The 23758-nt window shown below is 71.6% G+C and carries 22 protein-coding genes and 1 tRNA gene; 10 read left to right on the forward strand and 13 right to left on the reverse strand.

From position 1 onward, the window contains the following. From VMV22_03130 to VMV22_03140, 3 genes are all read right to left on the reverse strand, one after another. The coding region (locus tag VMV22_03130; protein HUY21313.1) for an NAD(P)-binding protein at nucleotides 1-609 on the reverse strand (609 nt) is incomplete at its 3' end. Nucleotides 610-1040: 431 nt separating this feature from the next. Continuing rightward, on the reverse strand, nucleotides 1041-2297 hold the full coding sequence (locus VMV22_03135) for a hypothetical protein (GenBank protein HUY21314.1): 1257 nt from the start codon (nucleotides 2295-2297) through the stop codon (nucleotides 1041-1043). A 605-nt stretch (nucleotides 2298-2902) separates the two neighbouring features. Further along, nucleotides 2903-2976 (reverse strand) — tRNA-Ile (locus tag VMV22_03140). A 219-nt stretch (nucleotides 2977-3195) separates the two neighbouring features. On the opposite strand from VMV22_03140, the gene VMV22_03145 reads away from it, so the two are divergent. Then, nucleotides 3196-4374, forward strand: a complete 1179-nt coding sequence (locus tag VMV22_03145; protein HUY21315.1) for a cytochrome P450 — start codon at nucleotides 3196-3198, stop codon at nucleotides 4372-4374. A 48-nt stretch (nucleotides 4375-4422) separates the two neighbouring features. Here the strand turns inward: VMV22_03145 and gyrA are convergent, their stop codons facing one another. The 6 genes from gyrA to dnaA all read right to left on the reverse strand — a co-directional run bounded on the left by gyrA (nucleotide 4423) and on the right by dnaA (nucleotide 13464). Continuing rightward, the gene (gene gyrA, locus VMV22_03150) at nucleotides 4423-6903 is read right to left on the reverse strand and encodes a DNA gyrase subunit A (GenBank protein HUY21316.1); all 2481 of its coding nucleotides are present in this window, start codon (nucleotides 6901-6903) and stop codon (nucleotides 4423-4425) included. Nucleotides 6904-6958: 55 nt separating this feature from the next. Beyond that, a complete protein-coding gene (gene gyrB / locus VMV22_03155; protein HUY21317.1) occupies nucleotides 6959-8911 on the reverse strand; it encodes a DNA topoisomerase (ATP-hydrolyzing) subunit B in 1953 nt (650 codons plus the stop codon). A gap of 191 nt (nucleotides 8912-9102) precedes the next feature. Beyond that, entirely contained in the window at nucleotides 9103-9531 is a 429-nt protein-coding gene (locus VMV22_03160; protein ID HUY21318.1) for a DUF721 domain-containing protein, read from the reverse strand. Further along, on the reverse strand, nucleotides 9528-10619 hold the full coding sequence (locus VMV22_03165) for a DNA replication/repair protein RecF (GenBank protein HUY21319.1): 1092 nt from the start codon (nucleotides 10617-10619) through the stop codon (nucleotides 9528-9530). The genes VMV22_03160 and VMV22_03165 overlap by 4 nt, the downstream gene beginning before the upstream one ends. A gap of 42 nt (nucleotides 10620-10661) precedes the next feature. Further along, nucleotides 10662-11783, reverse strand: coding sequence for a DNA polymerase III subunit beta (dnaN, locus tag VMV22_03170; protein ID HUY21320.1), 1122 nt, complete (start codon nucleotides 11781-11783; stop codon nucleotides 10662-10664). Nucleotides 11784-12060: 277 nt separating this feature from the next. Continuing rightward, nucleotides 12061-13464 carry a chromosomal replication initiator protein DnaA gene (gene dnaA, locus VMV22_03175; protein ID HUY21321.1) on the reverse strand — a complete coding sequence of 468 codons (1404 nt, stop codon included), beginning with the start codon at nucleotides 13462-13464 and terminating at the stop codon, nucleotides 12061-12063. A gap of 437 nt (nucleotides 13465-13901) precedes the next feature. Here dnaA and rpmH point away from each other — a divergent pair, with 437 nt between their 5' ends. The 9 genes from rpmH (at nucleotide 13902) to VMV22_03220 (ending at nucleotide 20693) form a co-directional block, all read left to right on the forward strand. Then, on the forward strand, nucleotides 13902-14036 hold the full coding sequence (gene rpmH / locus VMV22_03180; GenBank protein HUY21322.1) for a 50S ribosomal protein L34: 135 nt from the start codon (nucleotides 13902-13904) through the stop codon (nucleotides 14034-14036). Between the two features lie 16 nt (nucleotides 14037-14052). Then, nucleotides 14053-14388 (forward strand): ribonuclease P protein component, encoded by a 336-nt coding sequence (gene rnpA, locus VMV22_03185; GenBank protein ID HUY21323.1) that lies wholly within the window; start codon nucleotides 14053-14055, stop codon nucleotides 14386-14388. 74 nt (nucleotides 14389-14462) lie between these two features. Continuing rightward, nucleotides 14463-14663: a membrane protein insertion efficiency factor YidD gene (gene yidD, locus VMV22_03190; GenBank protein HUY21324.1), complete on the forward strand. Its 201-nt coding sequence runs from the start codon at nucleotides 14463-14465 to the stop codon at nucleotides 14661-14663. Between the two features lie 13 nt (nucleotides 14664-14676). Continuing rightward, the gene (gene yidC, locus VMV22_03195) at nucleotides 14677-15975 is read left to right on the forward strand and encodes a membrane protein insertase YidC (GenBank protein HUY21325.1); all 1299 of its coding nucleotides are present in this window, start codon (nucleotides 14677-14679) and stop codon (nucleotides 15973-15975) included. A 3-nt stretch (nucleotides 15976-15978) separates the two neighbouring features. Next, nucleotides 15979-17094: an RNA-binding cell elongation regulator Jag/EloR gene (gene jag / locus VMV22_03200; GenBank protein ID HUY21326.1), complete on the forward strand. Its 1116-nt coding sequence runs from the start codon at nucleotides 15979-15981 to the stop codon at nucleotides 17092-17094. Nucleotides 17095-17149: 55 nt separating this feature from the next. After that, entirely contained in the window at nucleotides 17150-17890 is a 741-nt protein-coding gene (locus tag VMV22_03205; protein HUY21327.1) for an RsmG family class I SAM-dependent methyltransferase, read from the forward strand. A gap of 208 nt (nucleotides 17891-18098) precedes the next feature. After that, the gene (locus tag VMV22_03210; protein ID HUY21328.1) at nucleotides 18099-18530 is read left to right on the forward strand and encodes a hypothetical protein; all 432 of its coding nucleotides are present in this window, start codon (nucleotides 18099-18101) and stop codon (nucleotides 18528-18530) included. 203 nt (nucleotides 18531-18733) lie between these two features. Beyond that, complete coding sequence (locus tag VMV22_03215; protein ID HUY21329.1) at nucleotides 18734-19768, forward strand: AAA family ATPase; 1035 nt, start codon at nucleotides 18734-18736, stop codon at nucleotides 19766-19768. Continuing rightward, nucleotides 19755-20693 carry a ParB/RepB/Spo0J family partition protein gene (locus VMV22_03220; protein ID HUY21330.1) on the forward strand — a complete coding sequence of 313 codons (939 nt, stop codon included), beginning with the start codon at nucleotides 19755-19757 and terminating at the stop codon, nucleotides 20691-20693. The genes VMV22_03215 and VMV22_03220 overlap by 14 nt, the downstream gene beginning before the upstream one ends. A gap of 233 nt (nucleotides 20694-20926) precedes the next feature. Here the strand turns inward: VMV22_03220 and VMV22_03225 are convergent, their stop codons facing one another. From VMV22_03225 to VMV22_03240, 4 genes are all read right to left on the reverse strand, one after another. Next, the gene (locus VMV22_03225; GenBank protein ID HUY21331.1) at nucleotides 20927-21871 is read right to left on the reverse strand and encodes a peptidoglycan-binding protein; all 945 of its coding nucleotides are present in this window, start codon (nucleotides 21869-21871) and stop codon (nucleotides 20927-20929) included. 41 nt (nucleotides 21872-21912) lie between these two features. Continuing rightward, nucleotides 21913-22239, reverse strand: coding sequence for a thioredoxin (gene trxA, locus VMV22_03230; protein ID HUY21332.1), 327 nt, complete (start codon nucleotides 22237-22239; stop codon nucleotides 21913-21915). Between the two features lie 129 nt (nucleotides 22240-22368). Further along, nucleotides 22369-23328, reverse strand: a complete 960-nt coding sequence (gene trxB / locus VMV22_03235; protein ID HUY21333.1) for a thioredoxin-disulfide reductase — start codon at nucleotides 23326-23328, stop codon at nucleotides 22369-22371. 1 nt (nucleotide 23329) lies between these two features. Further along, nucleotides 23330-23734, reverse strand: a complete 405-nt coding sequence (locus tag VMV22_03240) for a hypothetical protein (GenBank protein ID HUY21334.1) — start codon at nucleotides 23732-23734, stop codon at nucleotides 23330-23332. Between the last annotated feature and the right edge of the window lie 24 nt (nucleotides 23735-23758).

A 23758-nucleotide genomic window follows, 5' to 3' on the forward strand; every position in this document is an offset into this window, starting at 1 on the left:
GGCGGGCAGCTTCAGCAGGTTGAGGATGCCGACGGCCAGCACGTACCAGCGGCAGCTGACCTCGTCGCCGCGGTCGGTGCGGATCCGCCACCGGGCCGCGTCCTCGTCCCACTCGGCGCGGGTCACCCCGGTGTGGAACAGGGCGTCGCCCACGAGGTCGAACCGCTGCGCGATCGCCTCGAGGTGGCACAGGATCTCCTCGCCGAACGCGTAGCGCCGGGTGGGGACGTAGTCCAGCTCCTCGAGCATCGGGAGGTAGATGTAGGACTCGATGTCGCACATCACGCCCGGGTAGCGGTTCCAGTACCAGGTGCCCCCGATGCCGCCCGCCTGGTCCACGATGCGGATCCGCTCGACGCCGGCCTTGCGGAGCTCAGCGCCGGCGACGACCCCGGCGATCCCCCCGCCCACGATCACGACATCGACCTCGTCGACGACCGGCTCGCGCTCGGCGACCGGCGTGAACGGGTCGTCGCGATACCGGGCGAAGTGCTCGTCGGTGGGCAGGTCGCGGATGTCGGCGCGACCGGGGATCAACCGCTTGTCGCGCTCGGCGAGGTACTTGGCGCGCACGGCCTCGGGGTCGTAGGTGGCGGCTCCGCCAGGCATGTTCCAACACTAACGGTCCGGATCGACCCGGGACGGTGGGCACCGCCCCCAGACGCCGTCGACGGGTCCGCCCGCCGGTCGCGCCCATGGCGCACCCGCGGGACGCTCGTGGTGACGCCCGACAGCGATGCGGATGGCCGGGCCGGGCGGATGGCCGGGCCGGGCGGATGGCCGGGCCTGACCGTGGTCGAAGGTGGTCGGCTAGCTGTCGGCTAGCTGGGGGGCTGCTGGAATCGAACCAGCGACCTCGGCACTGTCAGGACCGACCGTCCGGCCGGGGATGCGCGGGATGACCCGCCGGAGGCACGAGCGGGCCGGGCGGTGGGGGATGTGGACAGCATGACCGGGCCTGGGACGCGCGGTGATCCACCGTGGGGAGCGTGGACCTCAGCTCGTCCGCGGTACCTGTGCTGAAGCCGATTCGGAAGCGGCTACCGCCCCTGCGTGCGCGTGCCCACGAGTGAGTTTGCGAGCACGTCGAGACCACCGTTGCGGTTTACCTCCGCGATGAAGTCAGCGATGGCCGCCTCGTCGGTGATGTCGATGCCTCGCTCATCGATGGCCAGAGCCATCGTCTTGGCCGGTCCCCAGATGGTCGGATCCTGTGACAGCTCGATCATCTCGGACGCGTAGCTGTACGCAACTCCGACGACATCCGCGATCGACTCCTCGGGGATGCCCCGGCGCCGGCCGGCGAAGCGGATCCATGCCGCCAACACGTCCGCCAGGCGCGTGAAGGCCTCCTCGTCGGCGGCGATCTTGCGGGGAGCCCAGTCAAGGCAGAACATCTCGGCCATCACCGGGCTGAAGCGCAACGGCGTTCCCCGCACGCAGTCGAGCGAGAAGGTCATCACCTGCATAGCCAGATGCTCGACGGCCTGCTCGGTCTCGTCGTCATCGTCGGCTCCCCAGAGCTCAGCCGACTCGTCCGACTCGAGGAACTCGGCCAGGAGCCGTTCCCGTGCGCGCTCGTCCACTTCTGCCGGTTCCGGCACAGTGCCGCGCGCGGGCATCGTGCTCAGACGGGCCATGACCAGAGGTCGCAGGTTGTGCAGATCCTCGTCGACCGGAGGCTCGCAAGTCATATCGGTCATCGCGAAGGCCGTCCGCCACCGGGCAGCCGCCTCGGCCAGCGTGACCGGGCGGTAGTCGATCCCATCGAACTCGGAATTGGCCCGCAGCCTCGTCAGCACCTCGTCGACGCCAGCCGGCACGGCGAAGGCGTTCTTGGCGATGGCGCCGAGGTTGTGATCGATGTACACGCCGACGGTGTCGGCGCCGGCGGGCCCGTCGAAGCCGACCATGACGCTCACCCCGTCGTTGTCTACCGGATCGAAGGAGAGCCATGCCTCGGTCGGAGTGGCCCGGCCAACGACCTCAGCCCACGAAGGCTCAGCGATGCCGGCGGCGGCCATGCGATCGGCGGCCCGGCGTGCCTTGGCCCCGTACGGTTCGGGGGCGACCGTTGCCAGACTTCGCAGCACCACCAGTGCAGCAGGCGTGGACCGCTCGGCAGCGTAGGCAATGAGCCCGCCGCCCATGACAGCCTCCGCGTCCATGCCGACCAGGTCGCACCGCTGCCAGATGGACCACATCTGTGACGCCCAAACCTCGACACCGAGGGGAGGCAGGTCATCGGTGAGATCCTTCGGGGCAGACCGGAGGAGCCGGGCGAAGATGGCCTCCAAGCCAGACCTCTCCCCTGGCGTCATCCGCCCGGCAGGACCGCAGCCCTTGGGCGTGACCCGTCCACCCTTCTTGTTCCGCTGTCCACCCACGACGGCAACCTCCACCCTCGGCCCGCCCCACGGTACGTCCACCCGCCGCGGCGATCGCGGACCTCGGTCCTGGGAACCCAGAACCCCACCAGTAGTGCTCACGGGCCCCCGGAGCGGACCGGCTGGCCTCGTTCGTCGGGGATGACCGGGTCGTCGCCTTCTACGCCTGGTGCATGGCCCAGATCCACACGCCAGACGCTCCCGGTCGGCTGCGCAAGGGATCGGGACGCCATCCCGCGCCTATCGCCCTCTTGGCTCGTCTCGGTGTGGATGTGCACCACGAACGTCGAGGGCCGCTGACCCCACGAGATCGACCACGTCGTGGTCCGGGGACTTGGCCGGCTCGGACGCCTGGGACTTCGACAGCCCGTCGATCCCCATGGCCTTCACGAGGTCGACGACCCGGCGCGGTCACCGCCAGGATCTCGCCTGGAACAACGTCGAACCGAACACCTTCGGTACCGGCGAGTTCCTCGGCCTGTGTGAGCGGACGTCGGGGACGTCGGTGTTCGCGGTGGGGCTAGCTGGAATCGAACCAGCGACCTCAGCATTATCAGTGCTGCGCTCTAACCGGCTGAGCTATAGCCCCCGTCTGGTGAAGCCGTGTTGCCGTCCTCCGTCGTCGTGCCCGGGTCTGTACCCGGGCTCCGCCCGCCGACATAGTACGCGAGCGGGGAGCGCCCCCTGCCCCGTTCCCGGGGTGGGTGCCGGTCCAGCCGCCGGCGCCGATCGGGGGCCTGACCGGGTCGTTCCCTTCGGTGACCTGCCAGACTGTGAGTTCGCGCATCGAGCATCCGGGAGTTCGCAGGTGGCCGACGACGACAACGCTGGCAGGGACGACCCGGACATCTACGGGTACTGGGAGGAGTGCCGACGCGACCAGCCCGTGGGCCGGTTCGGCGGTCCCGACTCCCCCGTCTGGCTGGTGGTGAAGCACGAGCACGTCGAGCAGGTGCTGCGCGACACCGAGCGGTTCTCGTCGCGCGTGAACGCCGACACCATGGGCCCGGTCATGGGCACCGTGATCCTGGCCATGGACGGCGACGAGCACCGGCGCTACCGCAACCTGGTGGCCCACGCCTTCCGCCCCTCGGCCCTGGCCCGGTGGGAGCACGCCCTGATCGCGCCCACCATCCACCGGCTGCTCGACGGCCTGGCGGGCCGCACCCGCGCCGACCTCGTCGCCGAGATCACCAGCCAGTTCCCCGTGCAGGTCATCGCCGGGGTGCTCGGCGTGCCCGCCGACGACCACGATCGTTTCCACGCGTGGGCGCTGGACATGAACAGGGGCCCCGACGACTACGACGTGTCCATCGCGGCGTCGCGGGCCATGCGCGACTACCTCACGCCCATCGTGGAGGACCGCAAGGCCCATCCGACCGACGACCTCATCTCCGACATCGTGACGGCCGAGGTCGACGGGGAGCGCCTCGACGACGAGCACGTCTACGGCTTCCTGCGCCTGCTGCTCCCGGCCGGGGCCGAGACCACGTTCGCGGCCATGGGCAACTGCCTCTTCGCCATGCTGTCGGCCCCCGGCGTACCCGACCGCGTGCGCACCGACCCCACCCTGCTCGACGCCGTCATCGACGAGACCCTGCGCTGGGAGACCTCGGTGACCATGGTCAACCGCGAGACCACCTGCCCCGTGGAGATCGACGGGGTCGAGGTACCCGCCGGCGTGTCCCTGGTGTGCGCGACGGGATCGGCCAACCGCGACGAGTCCCGCTACACCGACCCCACGACGTGGGACCTCGACCGCAAGGAAGCGTCGCACATCGCCTTCGGCACGGGGCGCCATCAATGCCTGGGCATGCACCTCGCCCGCATGGAGCTGCGGATCGGGCTGCAGGCGGTGCTGGCGCGCCTGCAGGGGCTGCGCCTCGACGGGGACGGCGAGCCCGTGCGCATCGAGGGCCTCGCCTTCCGCTCGCCGCCGAGCCTGCCGGTCGCCTTCGACGCCGTGGGGCCGTCGCCGGTCGCTTGACGCCGCCGGTGGCTGACGCTGCCCGTCGGCGACGCCTGTCGGGTCCGCTCAGGCCTCTTCCTCGCCGGTGACGGCGGCCACGGCGGCCACGCTGTGGCCCTCCTCGAGGCTCATGAGCCGCACGCCGGTGGCGTCGCGGCCCTGGGCGGCGATCTCGCGCACAGCCGTGCGGATGACGATCCCGCCGGTCGACACCAGCAGGATCTCGTCGTCGAGTCCGGCCATGAAGGCCGACACCACGCGCCCACGTACGGCCGTGAGCTTGATGGCGCGCACTCCCTGGCCGCCGCGGCCCTGGCGGCCGAAGTGGTCTGTCTTGGTGCGCTTGCCGTAGCCGGCGTCGGTCACGATGATGATGTCGTCGTCGGGGCGCACCACGTCGCACGACACCACCTCGTCGCCGGCCCGCAGCCGCATGCCCCGCACCCCCGCGGCGTCGCGGCCCATGGCCCGCACGTCGTTCTCCGAGAAGCGGATGCCGCTGCCGTTGCGGCTGACCAGGACCACGTCGTCGTCCCCGCCGGTGGCGACGACCCGCACGAGCTCGTCGCCGTCGCGCAGCGCGATGGCGATGAACCCCTCGCGCCGGGACTTGTCGTACTCGGAGAACGCCGTCTTCTTGACCTGGCCCATCTTGGTGGCGAAGAGCAGGTAGCCGTCGGCGTCGAAGTCGCGGGTGGCCACGATGGCCTCGATGGTCTCGCTCGGCCCGAGCGGCAGCAGGTTGACCACCGCCGTGCCCCGGGCGGTGCGCTCCTTCATGGGCACCTCGTGGGCGCGCAGCCGGTAGACGCGGCCCTTGTTCGAGAACAGCAGGAGGTGGGCCAGGGTCGTGGTGTGCACCACGTTGTCAACCAGGTCCTCCTCCTTGAGCCGCGCCCCCTGCACCCCGCGCCCGCCCCGGCCCTGGGTGCGGAACGACACCGCCTGGACCGCCTTGATGTAGCCGGCCCGGGTCATGGTCACGACGATCTCCTCGTCGCTGATCAGGTCCTCGACCCCCAGCTCGCCGGGGTCGTGGGTGATCTGGGTGCGGCGCTCGTCGGCGTACTTGGCCCTGATCTCGCCGAGCTCGGTGGCGATGACGCCCCGCAGCCGGGCCGGGTCGCCCAGGATGGCCTCGAGCTCGGCGATGGTGCGCCGCAGCTCCTCCATCTCCTCCTCGAGGTTGGCGCGTCCGAGCCGCGTCAGCCGGCCGAGGGTCATGTCGAGGATGTGCTCGGCCTGCTCCTCGCTGAACTCGAACGGAGCCGCCATGAGGGCGGTGCGCGCCGCGGGCCGGTCCTCCGAGGCGCGGATCGCCGCGATGACGGCGTCGAGCATGTCGATGGCCTTGAGCAGGCCCTCGACGATGTGGGCGCGCTTCTGGGCCTTACGCAGCCGGAATTCCGAGCGGCGGGTGACGACCTCGATCTGGTGGTCGACGTAGTAGCCCAGCGCCTGGGCCAGGTTGAGCGTCCGGGGTACGCCGTCGACCAGCGCCACCATGTTGACGGCGAAGTTGGTCTGCAGCGGCGTGTGCTTGTAGAGGTTGTTGAGCACCACGTTGGCGTTGGCGTCGCGCTTCAGGGTGACCACCAGGCGGGGCTTCTTGCCGGCGGAGTCGTTCTGGACGTCGGAGATGCCGTCGAGGGCGCCGGCGTTGGCGAGCTCGCCGATCTTCTGCTCGATCACCTCGACCGACGTCTGGAAGGGGATGTCGGTGACGACGATGCGGGTGGCGCCCCGGCTCTCGTCGACTTCTGCGACGGCCCGCATCTTGATGGAGCCCTTGCCGGTGCGGAAGGCGTCGAGGATCCCCTGGCGGCCGAGGATCTGGGCGCCGGTGGGGAAGTCGGGGCCCTTCACGAACTGCATCAGGTCGTCGGACGTCGCCTCGGTGTTGTCGAGCAGGTGCACGACGGCGTCGATGACCTCGCCCAGGTTGTGCGGCGGGATGTTGGTGGCCATGCCCACGGCGATGCCCTGCGACCCGTTGACGAGCAGGTTGGGGAAGCGCGCCGGCAGCACGACGGGCTCCTCGGTGGAGCCGTCGTAGTTGGGGGTGAAGTCGATGGTCTCCTCGTCGATGCCCGCCAGCATCTCCATGGCCAGGGGGGCCAGACGGCACTCGGTGTAGCGCATGGCCGCCGGGCCCTCCTCGGGGCCGCGGCCCCCGAAGTTCCCGTGGCCGTCGATGAGCATGTGCCGCAGGCTGAAGTCCTGGGCCATGCGGGCCAGGGCGTCGTAGATGGCGCTGTCACCGTGCGGGTGGAAGTTGCCCATGACCTCGCCCACAGCCTTGGCGCACTTGGCGTGGGGGCGGTCGGGGCGCAGGTTCTGCTCGTACATCGAGTAGAGGATGCGGCGGTGCACCGGCTTCAGCCCGTCGCGCACGTCGGGCAGCGCCCGCGACACGATGACGGACATGGAGTACTCCAGGAACGAGCGCTCCATCTCCTCCTGGATCTCGATGGGCTCGATCGCCGCCGGGGACGGCTCGGGGACCTCGGTCCCCGTGCCGTCACCGCCGCTGCCGCGTCTGGCCATGTGCTGCTGGTCCTTCCCTTCCCCGGGGACGCGCTGCGTCCCGCCGGCGCCGTCCTCAGAAGTCGAGGAAGCGCACGTCCTTGGCGTTCGTCTGGATGAAGTGGCGGCGCAGCTCGACGTCGTCGCCCATGAGCACCGAGCACACCTCGTCGGCGGTGGCGGCCTGCTCGACGCTGATCTGCAGCAGGGACCGGCGCGCCGGGTCCATGGTGGTGTCGCGCAGCTCGTTGAAGTCCATCTCCCCGAGGCCCTTCAGCCGCTGGAAGTCCTGCTTGTGGTCGGGGCGCTCGGCCAGGAACGCCGCCTTGGCGGCGTCGTCTTTCAGATACGTCTTCTCCTTGCCCACGAGCGTGGAGTACAGCGGGGGCTGGGCCACGTAGACGAACCCGCCCTCCACGAGCGGCCGCATCTGGCGGAAGAAGAACGTGAGCAGCAGCGTGCGGATGTGGGACCCGTCGACATCCGCGTCCGCCAGGATGATCACCTTGTGGTAGCGGATCTTGGCGATGTCGAACTCGTCGGCGAGCCCCGCGCCGATGGCGGAGATGAGCGCCTGGATCTCGGCGTTCTTGAGCATCTTGTCGATGCGGGCCCGCTCGACGTTGAGGATCTTGCCGCGGATGGGGAGGATCGCCTGGGTGCGCGGGCTACGGGCGTCCTTGGCCGAGCCGCCCGCCGAGTTGCCCTCCACGATGAACAGCTCGCTCTCACGGGGCTCGCGCGACGAGCAGTCCACCAGCTTGCCGGGCAGCCCGGCGCCGCCGAGGGCCGACTTGCGCCGGGTGAGGTCGCGCGCGGCACGCGCCGCCACCCGGGCGCGCGCCGCGGTCGTCGACTTCTGCACGATCTGGTTGGCCTCGCGGGGGTTCTCCTCCAGCCACTCCACGAGCTTCTCGTTGGTGGCCCGCTCCACGAGCGAGCGGATCGAGACGTTGCCGAGCTTGGCCTTGGTCTGGCCCTCGAACTGCGGGTCGCGCAGCCGGACCGAGATGATGGCGGTCAGGCCCTCGCGGATGTCCTCGCCCTGGAAGTTGTCCTCCTTCTCCTTGAGCGAGCCCTTGGCCCGGGCGTAGCGGTTGATGGCGTTGGTGAGGGCCTTCTTGAAGCCCTCCTCGTGCATGCCGCCCTCGATGGTCGAGATGCCGTTGGCGAAGGAGTGGATCGACTCGTGGAACCCGGTGTTCCACTGCAGGGCGATCTCCACCTCCTGCTCGTCCTCGGACTGCGAGAACGAGCACACCCGCCGGAAGAGGGCCTCTTTGGAGGTGTTGAGGTGCTTGACGTAGTCGACGATGCCGCCCGAGTACTTGTAGGGGACCTGCTGCTCGCGGCCCTCGCGCTCGTCGGCGAAGCGGATCTCGAGGCCCTTGTTGAGGAAGGCCATCATCTGGAGCCGCTCCAGCACGGTCTGGGCCCGGAACTCGGTCTCCTCGAAGATGGTGGCGTCGGGCCAGAACGACACGGTCGTGCCCGTCCGGTCGCGCGGGGCGGGCCCGGTCGCCTTGAGCTTCTTGGTGCGCTCCCCGCCGTTGGCGAACTCCGCGATGTGGTGCTTGCCGTCGCGGTCGATCTCGAGCACCAGCCTCGACGACAGGGCGTTCACCACGGAGATCCCCACGCCGTGCAGCCCGCCGGAGACCTTGTACCCCGTCCCCCCGAACTTGCCGCCGGCGTGCAGCGTCGTGAGCACGAGCTCGGCCGCCGAGAGCTCGGGGTAGAGCTCGTGGGGCTTGACCGGGATGCCCCGGCCGTTGTCCTTCACCCGGCACCCGCCGTCGGCCAGCAGCGTGACGTCGATCTGGGTGCAGTATCCCGCCATGGCCTCGTCGACGGCGTTGTCGACGACCTCCCAGACCAGATGGTGCAGCCCCGTCGGGCCCGTCGACCCGATGTACATGCCCGGGCGCGCCCGGACGGGGTCGAGGCCTTCGAGGACGGTGATGTCGCCGGCGTCGTAGGAACCGGCACCGGCCTTGCCGACCGGTTCGGCCTCTGATTTCAGCGCCACGCGCGCGCCCTTTCTGCTGCTCGTTCGACAGGGGACCGCCTGGTCCCGACACGGGCCCGCGGCAGGCTCTTCCGCGCGTTTCCGATGCGCTGCAGTCTACCAGCAGGGGGTGACGCGACGGGCCGATCGCGGCGCGTCGGGGGGCCGGCGCGCGCCGCTCTGATCAGGGGTTTCCGGGCCCGCGCCGCGGACTAGGGGTGCACGCGGACGTCGAGGCGCTCGGGGGCTCCCGACGGCCCGCACACGGCCGCCAGCCGGGCGAGGATGTCGGGCGCGAGATGCCGGATCTGCGTCGCCCAGGCGGGGTGGTCCGCGCTCACGACGAGCGTCGGCCCGTCGAGGCGCACGGGCCGCACGTGCGCGGCGACGGCCGGGCCCACGATGTCGTCCCAGCCGCCGAAGACCGCTCCCACGATGTCGGCGCGCCCCGCGCCGATGTGGCTGGCGACCTCGCCCAGGGCGTCGCCGATGCGGACGGGGCCGTCGCCGGCGCGCCCGCGGCCGTCGCGGCGCGCCGGCCGTCTCGGCCGGGGCTCGGGGTCGTCGCGGCCGCCGGTGGCGCCGGGGCGCCCTGGGCCTCTCGGCCGGCCGGGACCGCCGGCCCTGCCCGGGCCGCTCACGGGCGCGGCGGCGGGGCCCGCACCGTGCCGCCCACCACCTCGATGACCCGGCCGGCGTGCACCCCGGGGGGCGGGTCCACGGCCGTGGTGAGCAGGACCTGGCCCGGGGGGAGGAGCTCCACCAGGGCCGCCGAGCGGAAGGCGTCGAGTTCGGAGAAGACGTCGTCGAGGAGCAGCACGGGGGGCTCGGGCAGGTCGCGGCGGCGCAGCTCGTGGGTGGCCAGGCGCAGGGCCAGGGCCGCGCAGCGCTGCTCGCCCTGGGAGGCGTGGGTGCGCGCCGGGCGGGGCCCGATGGCGACGTCCAGGTCGTCGCGGTGCGGGCCCACCGAGGTGACCTGGCGCCGGACGTCGTCCTGGCGCGTGCGGGCCAGGGCGTCGGCCAGCTCGCCGGCCCACGACCGCCGGTAACGCAGGGTCACGGGCTCGGCCACGCCGGCCAGGCGCTCGTACGCGCTCGACGCCAGGGGGCCGAGCCCGCCCGCCAGCGCCTCGCGCTCGGTGGCCAGGGCGGTGCCCGAGGCGGCCAGGCGCTCGTCCCACACGTCGAGGGTGGCGGCCACGGCCTCGTCGACCCTGCCGCGGGCCTGGCGCAGGACGGCGGCCCGCTGGCGCAGGATGCGGTCGACCTCCGTGCACAGGGCGTCGAGCCGGGCGTGCCGGGCCACCAGCACGTCGTCGAGGTATTGGCGGCGCCCGGCCGGCCCGCCCTGGACGAGGTGGAGGTCGTCGGGGGCGAACACGGTCACGTTCAACGCCTCGGCCAGCGCGGCGCGGCGCCGCACCACCTGCCGGTTGACCTGCACGCGTGCCGGCCCGTCGGCGGGGATCTCCGCCTCGATCAGCGCCGGGCGCTCCCCCACCGAAGCTTCGGCCCGGACGATGGCGCGTTCCGTCCCGGTCCGCACGAGCACCTCACGCGGCGCGCCCCGGATGGACCGCAGGGTGGCCAGCCAGCCGACCGCTTCGAGCACCGATGTCTTCCCGGCGCCGTTGGGCCCCCGCAGCACGGTCAGCCCCTCGGGCACGGGACGGACCTCGGCGGCCGCGAAGCACCGGAAGTCGGTGAGCCACAACGCGGTGACGGCCACGGGGAGGGAGGGGAGCGACGGCGGTGTCGGGCGCTCGGGGCGCTACGACACCCGGACCGGCATGAGGAGGTAGCGGTAGTCCTCGTGCTCGGGGGCGCGCACCGTGGCCGGCTTGGTGGCGTCCACCGTCTCGAGGACGACCTCGTCGCCCAGGACGGCCTCGACGCCGTCGATGAGGTACGACGGGTTGAACGCCACCGTCAGCTCCTCGCCCTCGTACTCGGCGTCGACGTCCTCGCTGGCGTGGCCGACCTCCTGCGACACCACCGTTAGCTCGACCGAGCCCTGGCGCATGGACAGGCGCACGGGCGTGGTGTTGTCGCGCACGAGGAGCCGGACCCGGCGCAGCGCGTCGAGCAGGGCCTCGCGGCCCACCCGCAGAAGGTTGGGGTACCCCGGCGGGATGAGCTGGCGGTAGTCGGGGAACCGGCCGTCGAGCAGCCGGGTGGTGAGTCGCACGCCGTCCACGGTGAACGTGGCGTCGAGCTCGCTCACGGAGAACCCCACGGTGGCCTCGGCCTCCTCCTTGCCGCCCGCCGACGGCAGCAGCCGCTGGAGCTCGGTGAGCGCCCGCGCCGGCACGAGGATCTGCTCGGCCCCCTCGGCCAGCGGCCCCGTGCCCGACAGGTCCCGCATGGCCAGGCGGTAGGAGTCCGTGGCCACCAGGCGCGTCCCCCCGCCCTCGGCGGCCACCAGGACCCCGGTCAGCAGGGGGCGGGCGTCGTCGTTGGAGGCCGCCCGCACCACCTGGCGCAACGCCTCGGCCAGCGCCGGGGCGGGCACGGTGACCTGGTCGGGCCGGGGCTCGGCCAGGACCGGGAAGTCCTCCACGGGGTAGGTCCGCACCACGAAACGCGACCGGGCGGCGGAGATCTCGACCTCGTCCTCGCCGCCTTCGAACGTGACGGCCCCGGGCTCGAGGGACCGGACGATGTCCGCCGCCAGCCGCGCCGGCGCCACGAACGACCCGTCGTCCAGGCCGATGGCCTCCACCTCGACGCGCACCGTGAGGTCCAGGTCCGTGCCCACCACGGTCAGCCGGTTCCCCGCCACCTCGACGCGCACCCCGTTGAGCGCGGGCGTTGTGGAGGCGCGAGTGGTGACGGCCCGGCTGGCGGTCGCCAGCGCGTCGACGAGGGTGTCTCGCTCGCAACGGAACTTCACACAGGGTCCTTTCCTTACAAGGAATTCAATTCTGACAATGACGGTAGTAGGGGCTGTGGATTGTGGACGACATCCCGTCTGCCGAGGTCAGCCCCGGTTCGGTTGTCCACCGGCCCCGGGCGTCGTCCACCGCGTCGGACGCGCGCCGTGCCACCGGTCCCCGGCCGTCCACCGTCGGCCCGTCCCCGTCCACAACGTCACGGGGGTTGCCCACAGTGTCGTGCACCGCTGTGTCACCCGGGCTCCGCCGTACTGGCGCGCCACCGGCCACGGCGGGTCACGCCCCGCTCTTGATGCGGACGATCAGGTCGTTCACCTGGTCGAAGATCTGCCGGCGCTCCTTCATGAGCGAGGAGATCTTGAGCACGGCGTGCATGACCGTGGTGTGGTCCCGGCCGCCGAACTCCCTGGCGATGGCGGGGAACGAATAGTCGGTGAGGTCGCGGAACAGGTACATGCCGATCTGGCGGGCGATGACGAGGGGGCGGCGCCGGCTGGGGCCGCACAGGTCCTCGACGGTGAACCCGAAGGTCGACGCCGTGGTCTCGAGGATCTGTTGCGGGGTGATGGGCCGGGGCCGGCCGGCCTTGACGATGTCCGACAGGACGTGCTCGGCCAGCTCCCGGGTGAGGGGTTGGCGGTTCAGGCTCCCGTAGGCGGTGACCCTGATGAGGGCGCCCTCGAGCTCGCGGATGTTGTCGGTGACGTTGCTGGCGATGAATTCGAGCACCTCGTCGGGCACCGGCGAGGGGTCGCGTTCGAGCTTCTTCTGCAAGATGGCCAGCCGGGTCTCGATCTCGGGGGGCTGGACGTCGGTGATGAGCCCCGACAGGAACCGGCTCCGGAGCCGGTCCTCCAGGGTGGCGATCGACTTCGGGGGCCGGTCCGAGGTGAGGACCACCTGGCGGGAGGCCGCGTAGAGGTGGTTGAAGGTGTGGAAGAACTCCTCCTGGAGCGCCTCTTTGTTCTCCATGAACTGGACGTCGTCGATGAGCAGGACGTCGCACTCCCGGTAGCGGCGCTTGAAGGCGGTGGTGGTGTTGTTGCGGATGGCGTCCACGAATTCGTTCAGGAACGTCTCGGTCGAGACGTAGCGGACGTGGCGCCCGGCGAAGTTCTCCCGGACGTAGTTGCCGATGGCGTGCAGCAGGTGCGTCTTGCCCAGGCCGGCGTCACCGTGGATGAACAGGGGGTTGTAGGACTTGGCGGGCATCTCCGCCACGGCCAGGGCGGCGGCGTGGGCGAAGCGGTTGGAGGAGCCGATGACGAAGGCGTCGAAGGTGTAGCGCACGTCGAGCCCGCCGTCGTCGCGGTCGCCGCCTCCCCGCCGCCCGCCCGTGCCCCGGGCGGCCCGGGCGCCCGCCGACAGCGACTGGGAGGGGGCGACGTCGTCGTCGAAGAGCGAGGTGAGTGGCAGGGGACCCTCGATGGTGACGGGGGCCACGTCCACGCGGACCTTCACCTCGTGGGAGGCGGTCTCGGCCGCCGCCGCGCTGATCAGGCCGAGGAAGCGGTTCTCGACGCGGTCGCGCACCAGCGTGCTCGGCGCCGTGAGGACCAGCAGGTCCCCGTCGAAGGCCTGGGGGACGAGGCCCGCCAGCCACGTGCGCCAGGTGGCGTCGGACACCTGCTCTCGCAGCGCGTCTCCACAACGCTTCCACAGGTCGTTCGTGTCATTCACCAGGGCCTCCGCCGTCCCGTCGCCAAATCTGTCCACAAGGAGGTCCACATCTGTGGATTGCTCCGGGAAGTGTGAGCCGGCCCACCGGGGACCGGCTGTCTGGTGGCCCCGGGGAAGGAGGACCCTGTTCGCTCCGGCGCGGCCCCCTCTGGTGACGCCCCGGTGGGTTCGAACGGTACACCGGAGCGTCGAGGGCTGCTAGTGGCATGCCCACCCTGGTGGCGTCGCCCGCGAGCCCCGCGACCAGGGAGTTGTCGGGGTGTGAATTCCCGGGGAAATGCGCGCCCGAACGCCACCGCGTGCCGGTGCCCTGCCTGGTGGGCCCCACGGGGTCGCGCCTAGCATGGGCCGTCAGGCACTCGGGGCGGGCACGAGCTCGCACGGCGCCCCCCCGCCGACGCCGCTGCGCGCCGGCCTCGAGCAAGGGACGAGAGGACGTGAAGAGGACTTACCAGCCCAACACCCGGAAACGGGCCAAGAACCACGGGTTCCGGCACCGGATGTCCACCCGTGCCGGAAGGGCGATCCTGAAGGCCCGCCGGCTCAAGGGGCGCAACCGCCTGTCCGCCTGAGGGCGGTCGGGCTCGGATGGTGTGGCGCATCCGGGACCGGGCGACGTTCGAGGCGCTGCGCCGCACCGGTCGCCGGAGCCGTCGGGGACCGGTCACGGTCACCTTCGCCGCCGTCGGGGAGGAGACCCGGCCCCGGGTGGCGTACGCCGTGGGCAGGCGCGTGGGCGGCGCCGTCGTCCGCAACCGGCTGCGACGCCGGCTCCGGGCGGTGGCGGCGGATATCGGCGGGACACTCCGGCCCGGCGCCTACCTGGTGGCGGCCGGACGGGAGGCGACGGGCCTCCCCTACGAGGACCTAAAGGCACACGTGACAGCAGCGATGACATCGGCTTCGCAGGACCGGCGCCCGTGAGCGCCGCCGCGACCGTGACCCCAGGGCCTTCGTCGGGCGCCCCCCCGACCGCCCGACGGGGGCCGCTCCAGGTCGTGCTCATCCGACTCATCGGTATCTACCAGGGACTTCGTGTCGGCCGGCCGTCGCCGTGCCGCTACCTGCCCACCTGTTCGGCGTATGCCGCGGAAGCCGTCGAGCGCCACGGCGCCGGCCGCGGGACGCTGCTCGCCCTGCGCCGGGTGGCCCGCTGCCACCCGTGGGGCGGCCGGGGCGTCGACCCCGTGCCCGACTGAGGGGAGAGGACCCGTGACCGCCATCCCGGTGCTCGGCAGCACGATCGGCCAGATCTTCGAGCCCCTCTACAAGGCCCTGGCCTGGATGATCGCCGTCTTCTACGCGGTCATCCCCAACTTCGCGGTCGCCATCGGCCTCCTGACGGTGGTGGTGATGATCGTCACCGCCCCGCTCACGGTGAAGAGCACCCGCTCCACCATCGCCATGCAGCGCGTGGCCCCGGAGCTCAAGAAGATCCAGCAGAAGTACAAGGGCGACCGGGTCACCCTCAACGAAGAGATGATGAAGCTCTACAAGGAGCACAACATCAATCCGGCCGGTGGCTGCCTGCCGATGTTGATCCAGCTCCCCGTCTTCGTCGTCCTCTATGGCGTCATCCGCGGGCTGACCAATACCGTCACCAGCAAAACCGGAAAGATAACCGCGGAGCCCCGCTACATATCCCCCAATACCCATCTGTACAAGGACATCGTGGCCGCCCACGGCCACATGAAGGCGTTCGGCCTGGACCTGGCGAACAACCTGTTCTCGCACCATTCGTCCTGGGTCGGAGCCATCCCCTACGGCGGCATCGTCCTGGTGGCCATCGCGCTGCAATACCTGCAAATGCGTCAGCTCAACAGTAGGAACCCGGCGGCGGCACAAGCCAACCCGCAGATGCAGATGATGCAGCGGTATATGCCGCTCGTCTTCGCGTTCATTTACCTTCGTATCTCGGCGGGAGTGAACATCTATTTCGTGGTTTCGAGCCTGTGCCGCATCGGCATCCAGGAGGCGATCTTCCGCTCCGGGGTGCTCGACAAGGCGGCGCCCCGGCGCGAGGGCGTCCTCCCCTCGCGCCGCAGCGGCAGTGGCACCCCGGCCCCCCGCAAGCGCACGATGATGGAGCGCCTGGCCGACGCCCAGCAACGCGCCCTCGAGCAGCAGAAGGCCCGCCAGGCGGGCCTGCAGGCCGAGATCGACAAGCCCCGACCCCCCGAGGCGATCGGCCCCGGCCCCCGCCCGGCGACCAAGTCCGGGACGTCCGGGGACGGTCCTGCCGGGGAGTCGACGGACGGCGAGACCCCGCCGGAACAGGTCGCCAAGCCCAAGGCGCGCGGAAACGGGTCGGGTAACGACGCTGCGCGCGGTTCGGGGTCGAACGGCACGGCCAAGCCCCCCCGGGGCACGCCGCCGAAAGCCAAATCCAGTCCCAACGGTGCCGCCGGCAACGGCGCACCGGCCAAGAAGCCCCGGCCGCAGGCGCCGTCCCCGGCGCCGCCGCAGGGGCACCCCCGGTCCGCTCGGAAGCGGCCGAGAAAGGCTCGTTGAGCGATGGAGTGGGTCGAGACGACCGGTCGGACGATCGAGGAGGCCAAGGACGCCGCCCTCGACCAATTGGGTGTGGACGAGACGGATGCCGAGTTCGTGGTGGTCACCGAGCCGCGCGCCGGCCTGTTCGGACGCATGCGGGGCGAGGCCCGGGTGCGAGCCCGGGTGCGGCCCACGAGCCCGCGGCCCAAGCGCACGCGGACCCGTCGCCAGGGCGAACAGCGCGAGGGCGCCCGCCGGGGGGGAGGCTCGGCCCGCAGTGGGTCGAAGGGACCCGCCGGCGGCGGCGCCGGGGCCGTGGCCGTTGCCGACGGTGAGGCGGGCAGCGACCAGCCGGCGGCGGACGGTAGCACGGAGAAGGCCGTGACCGAGACCGGAGGGACGCGGAGCCGGAACCGGCGGTCGCGGTCGCGCGGTGGGGGCGGCCGCTCGGGACAGGGGGACGCCGCCGGCACAGCCGGAGCGGCGGGGGAGTCGGAAGAAGGAGCGGCAACACCGCCGCGTTCCTCCACCAGGGGGAGAGGGTCCCGGTCGGCCGGGTCGACGAAGGAGGAGACGGTGGGCGAGGTTCTGTCGTTGGAAGAGCAGGGAGAGTCGGCTCGAGGGTTCGTGGCGGGACTCATCGACGAGCTCGGCATGGATGCCACCGTGTCGACCCGGATCGTCGACGACGAGACGGCCGAGGTCGTGGTGGACGGCCAGGAGCTCGGGGTGCTGATCGGCCCCGGCGGGGCGACGCTGGGAGCGCTCCAGGAGCTCGCCCGGACGTTCGTCCAGAAGCGCACCGGCGGCCAGAGCAGCCGGATCGTGGTGGACGTCGCCGGGTACCGGGCCAAGCGGGTGGCGGCACTCCAGCGGTTCACCCGGCAGATCGCCGACGAGGTCCGGGCCTCGGGCACCGAGCGTGCCCTGGAGCCGATGTCGGCGTCTGACCGCAAGGTGGTCCACGACGCCATCAACGAGGTCGAGGGCCTGTCGACCCGGTCCGAGGGCGAGGACCCGCGCCGCTACATCGTGATCTCTCCGCAGGGCGGTACCCCGGTCGAGGCCGACGAGGCCGACGAGGCCGTCGAGGCCGACGGGGCCGACGAGGCCGTCGACACCGACGAAGCCGACTGAGGCGACCCGGGCAGAGCGGCCCCTGACCGGGGATTCTCGGGGATCACCGGCGGTCGTGCCCGGGACTCCCACCACGCACGACAGCGGCGGCCGGATCCCGCCCGGCCTCCCGGACGTGCTGGAGGAGGCCCGGGCCCGGGGTCTGGTCGGCACCACGCCCCTGGCGGAGCAGGTGGCCCACTCCCTGGGGTTCGCCGACGCCTTCGAAGCGCAGGCCGGGGCGGCGGGCACCCCCGTTCCGGACCGTCCCGGCGAGCGTCCCGAGGCGACGGCACCTCCGGCGCGTTGGATGGACCTGGGATCCGGCGGCGGGCTCCCCGGGCTGGTCCTGGCCGGCCGGTGGCCGTCCTCGACCGCCGTCCTGCTCGACGCCGGCGAGCGACGCGTCGACTTCCTGGTCGGGGCCGTGGCCGACCTGGGTCTTCAGGACCGGGTCACGGTGGTCCGGGCCCGCGCCGAGGACGCCGGACGGGACCCGGAGCTCCGGGGCGGGTTCGACCTGGTGGTGGCCCGGGCGTTCGGCCCTCCGCCGGTGACGGCCGAGTGCGCCGCCCCGTTCCTGCGCACCGGCGCCCTGTTGGTGGTCTCCGAGCCCCCCGGTGACGGTCCGCCCGGGGCGGGCGACGGGGCGACGGGGTCTCCCCGCTGGCCGGAGGACGGACTGGCCGTGCTCGGCCTGGTCCCGGTGGGGGTTTTCCGGACGCGGTTCGGGTACCAGGTCCTGCGCCAGGCAAGGCCCTGTCCCGACCGCTTTCCCCGTCGGCCCGGGATCCCCGCCAAGCGCCCCCTCTATTGACGCACATGCCTGGGTGGGGGCGCGTTCTCCCAGGTCGTAGCGCGGATCGGCGCGATGTTCCACGTGAATCCTTACGGTGAAACACCCCACGACGGCCCCTTGCCTGAAGGTGGTGAGATGTCCGGAGAACCACGACTTCGGGAACGTTTCACGTGTTACCTTACGGTGAAACACCCCGGCGGCCGATCGACGGAACGGGAGCGCCCGCATGGCGACAGAGCTCGAGCAGGGGATTCTGGTCGGCCTTCTCGTGGGTGAGGGCCACTTCGGCGGGGACGGCCGGCAACCGCAGGTCACGCTGCGGATGCACGTGCGGCACGAGGCGATGTTCCGCTGGCTGGAGACCACCTTTCCGGGGGGCAAGCTGTACGGCCCCTACCACCACGACGGCCGGCACTACTTCCAGTGGATGGCACGGGGCTCCTACCTGCGGGAACAACTGATGCCGATCCTCCGTCGGCATCTCTCCCCCGACCTGGACGCCCACAGCTACGGCCGGTTCCAGGCCATGGCCGAGCGCTACGCGGTGCGGCTGCGGACGGCTCCCGCCTCTCCCACCTCGGCGTTCGCCGATGACGAGGGAGACCCCACCGGCCCGAATTCGGAGGAAAACGCCCCGGTTTCGCCGTCCGACGCTTGACCCCGGCATCCGCTATGGGGAGGATGGAGGACCGTGAGCCAGAACCATCGGGAGGGCTGACCGTGCGCGTCCGCATCCGGGGTAGGGACCACCGGTCTGAGCAGGACAAACAGTGGCAAGACGAGCAGTCCTCGGGCAACCCCGAGTCGTCCGGAGCCGGCGAGGCCGGGACCCGGCCCCCCGGAGAGACGGAGAGCCCTGCAATGGCGGAGGACCCGGTGTCGGTCGCCGACGAGATGTACGAGGACGTCGGCGCTCCTACGGTCGGACCGACCGCGGCCCCCGAAGTGCCGGGATCTCCCGGTGTCCCCGAGCCCGACGAGGTCGACGCCACGACGACGGCGCCTGAGGCGGTGGTGCCCGACGTCACGGTGGCCGTCGCCCCCGAGGAGAAGGGCGTGCACCAGTCCAGGGTCTGGTCGGGCGTCCCCGAGCCCGACGGGTCCCAGGGGGGTGCCTATGTCCCCAGGCCCGTTCCCCGGGTGATGGCGGTCGCCAACCAGAAGGGCGGCGTCGGCAAGACCACGACCGCCGTCAACCTCGGTGCCGGCCTGGCCGAGATCGGGTTCCGGGTCCTGGTGATCGACCTCGACCCCCAGGGCAACGCCACCACGGGTCTGGGCATCGACGCCCGGTCCTTCGAGCTCTCGATGTACGACGTGGTCATGCGCGACACGAAGCTCGAGGACGCCATCGAGCCGACCAGCATGAAGAACCTCTTCGTGGCCCCCGCCACCATCGACCTGGCCGGAGCCGAAATCGAGCTCGTCCCCACCTTCAGCCGCGAGCTCAAGCTCCGCCGAGCGCTCGAGTCGGTGATCCCCGACTTCGACTACGTCCTGATCGACTGTCCCCCGTCGCTCGGCCTCATCACCGTCAACGGACTGGCCGCCGCCGACGAGGTGCTCGTCCCCATCCAGTGCGAATACTACGCCCTCGAAGGGTTGGGCCAGCTCCTGCGCAACGTCCACCTGGTCCAGTCGAACCTCAACGAGAAGCTCGAGGTGACGACCATCGTCCTCACCATGTACGACGCCCGGACCAAGCTGGCCGAACAGGTGGCCGACGAGGTGCGGACGCACTTCGGGAACAAGGTGTGCAGGAACGTGATCCCCAGGACGGTGCGCATCTCCGAGGCGCCGTCGTTCGGGCAGCCGATCACGGCGTTCGACCCCAGTTCGCGAGGGGCGATCGCCTACCGGGAGCTAGCCAAGGAGGTCAGTGGTGGCGCGTCGTAGCGGACTGGGCAAGGGTCTCGGAGCGCTGATCCCGACCGAGGCCAAGGACCGGGACTCGGTCCTGCGGGTGGTGGCGATGACGAGCATCCGCCCCAACCCGCTGCAGCCCCGTACCCGCTTCGACGAGGAGGCCATGTCGAGCCTGGCGTCGTCGATCCGCGAGGTGGGGGTCCTCCAGCCCATCCTGGTGCGCGAGACCGCTGACGACGAGTACGAGCTCATCGCCGGGGAACGCCGCTGGCGGGCGGCCCGGCGGGCCGGGCTACAGACCATCCCCGTGCTGGTCCAGAGTGCCACCGACGTCCACAGCCTCGAGCAGGCCCTGGTGGAGAACCTGCACCGGGAGGACCTGAACCCCCTCGAGGAGGCGGGCGCCTTCCAGCAGCTGGTGGACGAGTTCGGTTACACCCACGAACAGGTGGCCGCCCGGGTCGGGAAGAGCCGGACGGCCGTCACCAACATCCTGCGGCTGCTCCAGCTCCCGGCGGGTGTGCAGCGTGCCCTTGCCGACGGCGTGCTGTCCGCGGGCCACGCCCGGGCCCTGCTCGGCACCCCCGACCGCAACTTCCAGGAGGACATGGCCAAGCGCGCCGTGGCCGAGGGCCTCACCGTCCGGGCCGTGGAGGAGGCCGTGCGGCGACACGTCGCCGGGGTCGAGCCCGAGGACACGGCCGGAGAGCACACCAACGGTGCCACCCCCGCCGCCACGGATGCCGTCCAGACAGGCCCCGGGACCACCCCGGCCGTCCGGCGCCGTCTCCCCGCGCCCGGTGTGCTCGAGCTCGAGGACCTCCTGTCGAACCGCCTCAACACGAGGGTGAAGGTGGAGATGGGCGCCAAGCGCGGTCGGGTGGTCATCGACTTCGCCACCCTCGAGGACCTCGAGCGCATCTACAAGCTCATGGTGGGAGGCGTCACCGCCTAGGCCGCCTAGGCCCGCTTGGGCCCGCCCAGCCTGGACCGGGCGCGCCCCAGATCGCCTCGGGTCTGTGTCGGAACCGTGAACGTGACCTTCTGACCAGGGATTTCTCCCGGGGTCGGAACCCTCTAGCGAACGTAAAGCTTATCCACCGGCTGTGCATGAGCCTGTGGACAAGTAGTGGCGGTTGAGGGTTCACCGCTCCACCGACGAGGCACCCCCGCCGGTTGTCCGAGCCGTCAGTCCACGGGCGTGGCGGCCCACGCCACCAGGGCCTGGGCCAGGGCTTCGGCCAGCGCCCCGGCGTGGCGCACCACGACCTGGGGGGGACCGACCTCGCACACCACCGCCGGCATCCGGGTCTCGCGCAGCACGGGGAGGGTCATGCCCGTGACCCCTTCTGCCGGCACCCCCAGCGCGGCGGCGGCCAGGGCGTGCACGAGCTCGGCCAGTCTGCGCCCGCCGGCGGACTCGTAGCTATACCCCGAATAGTAGGCAGTTGAACACTGGGCGCGGTTGGAATCGAGACGCAGCCCGAGGTAGACGTCGACGCCGGCGGCGTTGGCGGCCGCCGCCTGCATGGAGGGGTCGGGGTGCAGCAGGGGCACGACCCGGGCACCGGTGGCCACCAGGCGCCGTCGGATCGCCGTGACCAGGACGTCGAGGCCGCCCTCCTCGCCGATGGCGACCCGGCGCCCGAGGAGCGTGCGGGGGGCGCGGCGCAGGCGGTCGCGGTCGCGGACCGTGCTGACCAGCTCGGGGTCGCCGTGCCGCGGCGTCACGCGGCGCAGCTCGCGGAACGTCGACGCGCCCAGGATGCCGTCCACGGGCAGGGCGGTGTTGCGCTGGAAGTCGGCCAGCGCCGTGGAGGTCAGGTCGCCGAAGATGCCGTCCACGCGCCCGGTGTCGAAGCCGAGCGCCGACAGGCGTCGTTGCAGGTCGGCGACGTCGTCCCCGCGCAACATGGGTCGGCGCAGGTAGAGGAAGCGGTCACCGAGGCGCAGGCCCGCCTCGACCAGCGCCGACCAGGTCTGGGGCCCGCACGTGCCGTCCACCCGCAGCCCGCGGCGGTACTGGAACGCCTCGACGGCGGCTTTGGTCCCCGCCCCGAACACCCCGTCGGGGTCCGGGGCGGTCGGCAGGTCGAGGTCGTGGAGCCGTCGTTGCAGGTCGGCGACGCCCACACCCGTGGCGCCCGGGGCGACAGGGAGGCTGCCGCCGGGGGTTACAGGTACGCCTGCAGCTCCTGGAGGAGCTGCGCCTTGCCCCGGGCGCCCACGATGCGCACCTCGGGCTCCCCGTCCTTGAACAGGAGCAGGGTCGGGATGCTCATCACCTCGTAGCGGCGCGTCACGTCCAGGTTCTCGTCGATGTTGAGTTTGGCGACCTGGATCTTGCCGGGGTTCTCCGCCGAGATCTCCTCGAGGACCGGGGCGATCATCTTGCATGGACCGCACCACTCGGCCCAGAAGTCCACCAGCACCGGCGTGTCGGCGGCCTTGACATGCTCGTCAAACGTAGCGTCGCTCAGGGTCGTGATCCCCTCGCTCATCGGTCGGTCCTCCTCTGGCACCGCGGTCGGTGCGCTTCGTGGAACGTTCTGGGAACACCTGCCGGCATCCCGGCATTCCCGCTGCTGGGGGGGCCTGTCGGGCCACCGGGGCCGGGCGGCGCGGCCTCGTCAGGCCTGGCCTCGGGCCTCGAGCCAGCGCTCGGTGTCGAGGGCCGCCATGCAGCCCGAGCCCGCCGCCGTGACGGCCTGGCGGTACACGTGGTCCTGCACGTCGCCGCAGGCGAAGACGCCGTCGACGTTCGTACGCGTGCCGTCGTGGGTCTTGATGTACCCGGCCTCGTCCATGTCGAGCTGTCCGGCGAACACCGCCGTGTTGGGGGCGTGGCCGATGGCCACGAACACGCCGTCGGCGTCGAGGACGGAGTCCTCGCCGGTCACCACGTTGCGCAGGCCCACGCCGGCGACCTTGCCGTCACCGAGCACCTCGGTCACCACGCTGTCCCAGCGGAATTCGACCTTCTCGTTGGCGAACGCCCGGTCCTGCATGATCTTCGACGCCCGCAGCTCCTTGCGGCGGTGCACCAAGGTCACGCTCTCGCCGAAGCGGGTCAGGAACAGCGCCTCCTCGAGGGCCGAGTCGCCCCCGCCGACCACCACGATCTTGCGGTCGCGGAAGAAGAAGCCGTCGCAGGTGGCGCAGGTCGACACCCCGTGCCCGAGCAGGCGGGCCTCGCCGGGAACGCCCAGCATGATGGAGCGGGCCCCGGTGGCGACGATCAGCACCCGGGCCAGGAGGTCGGGCTCGCCCTCGGTCGCTCCGGTCCACACGCCGAAGGGGGAGGCGTCGAGCGCCACCCGCGTCGCCTTACGGGTCGAGAACGAGGCGCCGAAGCGCGCCGCCTGGTCGCGGAAGCGGCCCATGAGCTCGGGGCCGAGGATGCCGTCGACGAAGCCGGGATAGTTCTCGACCTCGGTGGTGAGCATGAGCTGCCCACCCGGCTGGTCGCTCGTGGACGAGGGCTCACCCTCGACGACCAGGGGCGACAGGTTGGCGCGCGCCGTGTAGACCGCCGCCGTCAGGCCGGCGGGGCCCGACCCCAGGATGACGACCTCGTGCTGCTCGGGCATCTCAGGCCGCGCCCGTGCCCCGGGCGCGACGCTTGGACCACGCGAATGCCCCCGCCGCCACCAGGAGCGCGCCGATCAGCGCATCCGAGGCCCACACCCGGCCCCGGAAGGCGTAGACGTCGAGGAGCCGGACCAGGATGATCACGGCCAGCACGGACAGGACGAGCGCCATGACGCCGATGATGACGCCGAACACGACGGCCCGGGCGGCGATCATGAGCGGCCGGACCACCCGGTCGTGGACGGCGGCCACGACGTCCTCGACCGTGTCCGCCACCTTGGCCGGCCAGTCGGCCTGGTCGGCGCCCGGCCGCGCGCGGTGCGGGGACACGGGCGCGGGGCCGGCCGGAGGCGGGGACGCCGACGGCGCGGGGCCGGGCGGTTCGCTCGTGGCCTGGTCTTCCATGGGCGTGAGGTTAGTCGGCACCCC

The sequence above is a fragment of the Acidimicrobiales bacterium genome (genome assembly GCA_035531755.1).
GTDB lineage: Bacteria > Actinomycetota > Acidimicrobiia > Acidimicrobiales > UBA8190 > DATKSK01.